Raw genomic sequence first — 6,982 nt, 5'->3', positions numbered from 1 at the left:
CGGGCGTAGCGCGGTGGCCAGTGCCTTGCGATCCTTGTAGCTGGCGTACTCCAGACTGTTGCGGATCAGATGCACGATGCAGGTCTGAACGGTGGTTCGTGGATAGGCCGCGCTGATGGCTTCAGTGAGCCCCTTCAAGCCATCGACCACGGCGATCAGGATGTCCTGGCAGCCGCGCGTCTTCAGTTCGTTGAACACCTTGAGCCAGAACTTGGCGCCCTCGGTCTGCTCGATCCAAAGGCCCAGCACGTCGCGCTGGCCGTCGGCCTGAATGCCCAAGGCCAGATAGACGGCCTTGTTGCTGACCACGCCGTCGTCGCGGATCTTGACCCGCAACGCGTCGAAGAACACGACCGGATACATCGCTTCGAGCGGGCGGCTCTGCCAGCTCAGCGCTTCGGCCATCACCTCGTCGGTGACCGAACTGATGAAGTCGGGCGAGACCTCGGTGCCATAGTGCTCGGCCAGAAATCCCTGAATCTCGCGCACGCTCATGCCGCGGGCGTACATCGCGATGATGCGTTCATCGAAGCCGGTGAAACGGCGTTCGTGCTTGGGAATTAGGATCGGCTCGAAGCTGCCGTCACGGTCACGAGGCACGTCGACCCGGACTGGGCCACGATCGGGGATGACCGTCTTGCCGCTGGCGCCGTTGCGTTCGTTGGCCTGACCGGGCGGCTTGGGCTGGCCCAGCGGGTAGCCCAAATGCAGATTCATCTCGGCGCCCATCGCACGTTCGATGACCGCTTTGTTGAACGCCAGCATCAGATCCTGCACCTCAGCCGGCGTCATCGGCCCCTTGACCAGTTGGTCCAGCAGTTCCTTGGGCAGTTCAGGCAGCGGCCCTCGGGCCGCTGCCTGACGCGCTACAGTTTGTCTTTTCTTTTTCATCGGCATATCCATGGCCTTTACACCTCATGATATGCCCCGCCCACGAAATCACGGATAGGTCCCATCCAGCGAGACGTCATACCCGCATGAAGGATATCGACAAAAAGTTCATGCGCTACATTCGCAGGTAAAATTGGCAGGTTGCTCCGTTGATATGGAACACTGATCCTTCGCATCGCATCGCATCGCATCGCATCGCATCCGGTACGACTCGTCTGTTTCAGTGGACTAATGTCCACCACCAGTCGATTGACGGAATGTGCCGAGGGGGAGATACAGGAAGGTCGAGTGCGTCGGCCACGGGGATTTGAATGCTGTCGGCTCTAACGTATGGCGCGTTCGTCGTGCCGAGAAATTGAGGGCTTCCCGGTGCTGCATATCGAGCGCATGTGCTGCCGAATACCAGATTTCCGCTGATGATGTCTTCGAGTCCCTTGAAATATATATCGAGTCGATTACCGAAGGATCGCCGGCATTTCGCTTTCAGCGCTAGATAGCAGCGCATGCACTGGTTTCTCAGATCGAGCGCTTCCAATAGCGCGGCGTGTGTGTCTTTACTGCCGCGTGAATGCATAAGGATATCGATCATGCTCGGAAACGCGGCACAGCCGCTTTTTTCCTTGTGATGCGAATAGAGGTCGTTGTCGATGACGAGCACGAATAATATGCATTGTGTTAGCGCCTGAATCTCAGGGCACGCGCGTTCAGCCGGCGTCAGCTCCACGTTGTTGACGCATTCCGCCAGCGCATTCGCCATGTACATGCCGGAGTTTGCCGTTCTGATTGCACAGTACGTATTGAGATCAGGAGTCTGTTTCATGTTCGTATACGCGACTTCCCATGCAAGGCCTGACATGAAATGGCTGGTGGCGCACATCAAGTTGTGGATCTGTACGGAGGATGCCCACGCGGAAATTCGGCTTTTCACGTCGACGAGGGCCTTGGCGATGCGATAGTCGCGATCGAATCCGAAATCGGACGGGCAGAGGTAGTTTGACGTGTCGCAAATGTATCCGATGGACTTCAGAAAATGCGTCATCCCGGGGAGATCATTACTCAACGGCCCGTTTTCCACAAAATCGTCCAACAGGCAATTCCATGCGGCAAAATCAATCAAATCCCGCATCCGATCGGCCGCGATATCCGGATAGCAGCACATCATGTAATGTGCGCCTACGCTGGCCAGCGCACGTGCGTGGGCATCGCTTCCAACGAGGCCCGATTGAATCATCCATTCCGATGTCTGGGTGATGTGAGCGTCAACTGGCCGGATTTCCCGCAAAGGAAACGGGCAGAGTATCGACGCTACAGTTTGAGTCGAAGGTGTGACCACCGGATTTCCCTCCTGCGTAGAGTCTGCGGTATGTTCTTAAAAGGAAATCGCATGGCACCGTGGCAGCGGCAAGCGTCGAAACGAGTCGAAGCGGGCGCGCGCACGGGTTGCGCGACGCTTAGAACAGTCTGTACAAGACGCGTTTGACCATTTCTCTCAAGAAATGTGCCTGGATGCCGAATGGCGCAAGCGCCGCCAGCGCTTCGTTGGCGAGTTGCCGCGCCCAAGCGCGAGACGCGTCCAGACCTAACACCGTGACGTAGGTCGCCTTGTTCGCTTGAGCATCCTTACCGGCGGTCTTACCGAGCGCTGAGGTGGTGGCGGTCGAATCGAGGATATCGTCGACGACCTGATAAGCGAGCCCGAGACGATCACCGTATTCACTCACGGCGGGCCAAGCCGCACTGAGCTTCTCTCCGGAGGCGGCGCCACACAGCACCCCCATTCTGACGGCGGCCCGTATTAACACACCGGTCTTCATCCGATGCATTTGTTCAAGTTCCGTTCGATCGAGATGTGTACCAATGCTCGTCAAATCGATGTATTGCCCGCCGGTCAGGCCCGATGAGCCTATTGACGACGCCAGTTCGCGCATCAGCGTGACACGGATGTCCGGCGGCAACGGAACTTCGCTCAGTGTGTGAAACGCCTGCGAAATGAGGCCGTCGCTTGCGAGGAGCGCGGTCGCAACATCGTACTGTTTGTGCAGAGACAATCGGCCGTGTCGCAGGTCGTCGTTGTCCATTGCAGGCAAGTCGTCCTGAATCAACGAAAATACATGGATCATCTCGATCACGGCAGAGATCTGCGCCAAAGCCTCACACGAAGCCCCGACCAGTTCACCCGCCGCGTGGCAAAGTAAGGGGCGCAGGCGTTTTCCGCCGCCAAACATTGCATATCGCATGGCGGCGTGCAGGGTGGAAGGCTGCGCATCGGCTGACGGCAAGAGGCGATCGAGCGTGGTTTCAGTCTGCCGGATAGCCGTCTTCGTCCATCCGTCGATATCGTCAAACGACGTGCTCGGTGAGAGGCCGGCGGTTTCGACTGCGGGGCCGTGATCGTCCCGCTCGGCGATGTCGGAACTCATGGCGGTCTCCTGGAAAGATGCGGTGAGGTAGTGAATGCGTCGACGCAAAGAGGAATGCTCGGCATCGGATGCGAATCCGGTTTTATGCGCCGTGGCCTTGGTGCGCGGCCGACGTGGGCTATTTCACGGCCGTCATGCTGTCGACGATGATTCGGGCGAAGATGCTCGGGTGGAGCAGGTGATTCGGGGATTTCGACATATGAATGACCTCGAGTTGAGTTTGCCTTGCCCGATGGTTCGATGCGGATACGCGCGCCACTCCTGCGCCGTACCAATGCATGATCCGCGTCAATAGCGTCCGTTCTCCTTCGGTTTGCGGGAAACGCATGTCTTCAGACGTTGCCATGCTCCACGAGGGGCGTATGGCCGACACGAATTGCGATTGAATTTCCCGTGTTGAGCAGTGGGCTGCAAGCCATCGTGGAACGTGACGCTCAAGCGTGTGCGCCTGCTTTGCGCACAGCGTCATGCCTTGGCCGAAAAAAGGGTTGATGCTGCAAAACGCGTCACCAATGACAATCAGCCCATCCGGGAAATCTTCGAGCCGATCGAAGCGATTCCATCGGCTGCCTGGCATCCTGAATCCCGACACGCCGGTTCCCGGCTCGGCGTCGCGAATGCGCTCGTATATGTCTGGGACGGGCAGGGTGCGCATGAATTCGACGAATTCATCTGGATCCGGATTGGGAAACGATCCGAACCAGCCGCCCGCGGACACCATCCATTGGTCTCCCTCGATAGGCAGCATGAGCCCGATGCGCATCTGCTCGGGTGGTGTCGGCCAAATTACCACGGCCGGCCAGTCTCGATGTTCGGGGCGCCGCCGATAGATTCTCGATGCATATCCCAGATTCGTCTTGACCAACATCTGTTGCGGCTCGTCGATTCCCGCAGCCGATAGCCAATTCGCCATACGGGACCCGCGGCCGCTGGCATCGACGACGAGTGCACCATACAGCGTCGCGATACTGTCGTCCGGCTTCGATATCTTGACGCCAGCGACGCTCAAACGGCCGTTCGTCCTTGAAATAATCAAATCCGTGACCGCAGTGTTCGATAGAACATCTACCTTCGAATTTTTGCGTATCCGACGGTGAAATTGATTGTCGAGAAGGCGCCGGCTGAAGAACACCGAATGCAACTCGCTGGCGTACTGTTTCTTCCAGCGCCCGTATTGGAACCATCGGACGTCATTGATCAGATCGGCTGTTATCGCGCCGGCGCGTGTCAGATCTTCAGTCAAGCCGGGGAAGATTTGTTCCATCAGGCGTTGCCCTTCGAGCAGGAGCACGTGCGTGTGCTTTTCCTGGGGCACGCTCTGCCGGTCGCTCGTGTCGTCGTCGAAATCTCCCTTTTCGATTATCGTTACCGTAGTGAAATGGTGCGACAGTACTTCAGCCGTTAGACAACCCGCAATGCTGCCGCCGATGACTATCGCATGATCGTGCTTGTGTGCTGACATAACAGAAGATGAACGAGTGGATCGGTATCGAACGCGCTAAGCGCGATGTGCGCAGCGGATTCTCGAAGGACGGCGGGCCGAATCGACCGACGGGCGTCGTCGTGCCGAGTGGCCGGGACGCGCCGCTAACCAAGCGGAGGAACCCAGACCGGGATGCCGGGGCCTGGTGTGGTCGGAATGGGCTCGCCAATCGGTTCGTCCGTTTTCGGATCGAATACGACCACCTGTCCGGAACCCAGCAGACCAAAGCCGATCCAGACGTTTCCTAGCAGTGCACCGCCCGTCGGGCTCTTTAGGAACGACAACGAGGGGCCCATGTCTGTAATGTAGCCGCGCGAGCCGTCCGCGCTGAACGCGACGCCTGTGGTGGAGCCTGCCGTTTTGATCTTTGCGATGACCGTATCTGTCGCAACGTCGATCACCAGCACGCCGGACTCGCCGAGCAGCGTGACGTAGAGTTTTTTACCGTCGGGCGCGAGCGTCGATGTGAACGGCCATGGATCTGTCGAGCGTTGTGATGCTTCGTCGCCCGTTGGGATCTGCTTGACGAGCGTCCAACTCGGCAGATCGATGACGCTAATTGCGTTCACGGCATCAACATATAACTTTTTGCCGTCCCGCGTGAACGTGAACCACGCCGGTAATGTTCCGCCGATCTTGATCGGTTTGCGTATGGTCTTTCCCGTTTGGACGTTGAACGAGCCAAGTTCGCCGTTCGCGAATCCGACATACAAGTGCCCGTCGGGACCTTCGATTGCTGCGACCGGGACATCGGAAAACGAGAGTCGGCGGACGACCTTGTCGCTATCGGTGGCGACGACTTCGACGCTGTACGTGCCTTGCGGCAGATAGATTTCTTTGCCGTCGTTCGAGATCGAGGCGCCGAGGGGAACGCTCGACAATTGAATCGATTTGACGTTGCCAGTCTTTCTATTGACGGCAGTGATCGTCGGCGGAATCAGTCCGAAATTGTCACTATAAATCTTGTTTCCATCTGGTGTCGCAACTAGTACTGTTGGCCTGCTGCCTAGCGGAAGGACAGGGATATCGTTGATCGGGATGCTTCGAATTATTTTGGATGTTTTGGTATCGATTACACTGATTTTGTTGTGATGCGCCTCGGGGACATATAACTCTCCATTAGGACCAGACAGGCTTGCCGTGTGTGCGGGCGCAGAGGCGATGATCGATAAAATGGATAGCGCATGTATGATAAAAATACGGTACGCCGAGCATCTCGAATGCATGTCATTTCTCTCAGGAAGGTTGAAATTTGGTGTTGTGTAATCAAATTAACACATAACAAGCATGCCTAACAATAGGACTTATAATTTAATGATGGTGGATATTTTATAAGGCGTTTGATTTTATTTTCGAGTCGATATAAGTTTCAAATTAAATATATCTTTTTCGTGGGCTGCCTTCGGCAATCGGCAAAGTGGAGTGGTTATGACACTCATCGCCGAAGCGATTGCCCGGCGCGATAGCGCTTGCGACCCTGAAGGGAATAAGACGCTGGCAGAACTGGTACAGCAGTACGACGTCCATCCAAATCAAATCACGGAATGGAAAAAGCAGTTGCAGGAGCGCGTGGCGGAAATATTTGGAGCGAACACAACAGACCTAGGCGAGCCGCCCGTGGATATCAAGGTGCTTCACGCAAGGATCGAGCAATTGATGTTGGAGAACGCTTTTTAGAATAGAAAGCGCACTCAGCAAGGCGGAGTATTGAGCGCAAGGCAATGATTGACCACGAATACGCACTGGCTGCCGTACAGCGGGTAGGCTCAGTGGATTTTTCCGCTCAAGCGTCTATTGCAAATCGCGGTCAGTCAGCGAGACGGACCCCGCTTTCGAGCGCGCGCATGCTGGCGCGTCTGCTGTGCCGAGAAAGTATCAAGATGGGACATCGGCACGTGGCACGCTGATGAAGCGTATGGGTATCGAAGTGCAGTATTGCAAACCGAATACGAACCGCCGCGACAAGTAGCACAAGCTCCGGCCGTATCTACTTCGGGGATGACGATCAACCGCGCCAATCAGGTGTGGGCATTCGACACCAGCGACATTCCGGCGGCGCGAGGCTTCGTATATTTGACGGCTGCGGTAGCCTGCGTTAGCGGCAGGGTATTGGCCCATCGAATGGTGATTACGCTAGAAGCAGTCCATGCGGTCGGAGTGTTGGAAGGGACCTTCTCAAAATATGGGC

At 56.6% G+C, this 6,982-nt stretch carries 6 protein-coding genes; 1 reads left to right on the top strand and 5 read right to left on the bottom strand.

Annotated elements, in window-relative coordinates; genetic code table 11:
- The 5 genes from BSIN_RS20035 to BSIN_RS20015 all read right to left on the bottom strand — a co-directional run.
- A partial coding sequence (locus tag BSIN_RS20035; protein WP_369828214.1) for an IS256 family transposase occupies positions 1-897 on the bottom strand: 897 nt, incomplete at its 3' end.
- A gap of 214 nt (positions 898-1,111) precedes the next feature.
- Positions 1,112-2,224: a terpene synthase family protein gene (locus BSIN_RS20030; protein WP_219726946.1), complete on the bottom strand. Its 1,113-nt coding sequence runs from the start codon at positions 2,222-2,224 to the stop codon at positions 1,112-1,114.
- 118 nt (positions 2,225-2,342) lie between these two features.
- Positions 2,343-3,311, bottom strand: coding sequence for a polyprenyl synthetase family protein (locus BSIN_RS20025; RefSeq protein WP_089341742.1), 969 nt, complete (start codon positions 3,309-3,311; stop codon positions 2,343-2,345).
- A 118-nt stretch (positions 3,312-3,429) separates the two neighbouring features.
- Positions 3,430-4,773 carry an NAD(P)/FAD-dependent oxidoreductase gene (locus BSIN_RS20020; RefSeq protein WP_069233961.1) on the bottom strand — a complete coding sequence of 448 codons (1,344 nt, stop codon included), beginning with the start codon at positions 4,771-4,773 and terminating at the stop codon, positions 3,430-3,432.
- Positions 4,774-4,898: 125 nt separating this feature from the next.
- Positions 4,899-6,020, bottom strand: coding sequence for a YncE family protein (locus tag BSIN_RS20015; protein WP_256583892.1), 1,122 nt, complete (start codon positions 6,018-6,020; stop codon positions 4,899-4,901).
- Positions 6,021-6,222: 202 nt separating this feature from the next.
- Between BSIN_RS20015 and BSIN_RS20010 the strand changes: the two genes are divergently transcribed.
- A complete protein-coding gene (locus BSIN_RS20010; protein WP_089341740.1) occupies positions 6,223-6,471 on the top strand; it encodes a hypothetical protein in 249 nt (82 codons plus the stop codon).
- Positions 6,472-6,982 lie beyond the last annotated feature (511 nt).

This window comes from Burkholderia singularis, assembly GCF_900176645.1.
GTDB classification, from domain to species: domain Bacteria; phylum Pseudomonadota; class Gammaproteobacteria; order Burkholderiales; family Burkholderiaceae; genus Burkholderia; species Burkholderia singularis.
Note: the sequence above shows the minus strand (reverse complement) of the source record. Positions and strands in the feature narration are given on the sequence as shown.

Coding starts and splice junctions, on each gene's coding strand:
- BSIN_RS20025 (WP_089341742.1), bottom strand. CDS start 3,311: ATGAGTTCCGACATCGCCGAGCGGGACGATCACGGCCCCGCAGTCGAA.
- BSIN_RS20020 (WP_069233961.1), bottom strand. CDS start 4,773: ATGTCAGCACACAAGCACGATCATGCGATAGTCATCGGCGGCAGCATT.
- BSIN_RS20015 (WP_256583892.1), bottom strand. CDS start 6,020: ATGCATTCGAGATGCTCGGCGTACCGTATTTTTATCATACATGCGCTA.
- BSIN_RS20010 (WP_089341740.1), top strand. CDS start 6,223: ATGACACTCATCGCCGAAGCGATTGCCCGGCGCGATAGCGCTTGCGAC.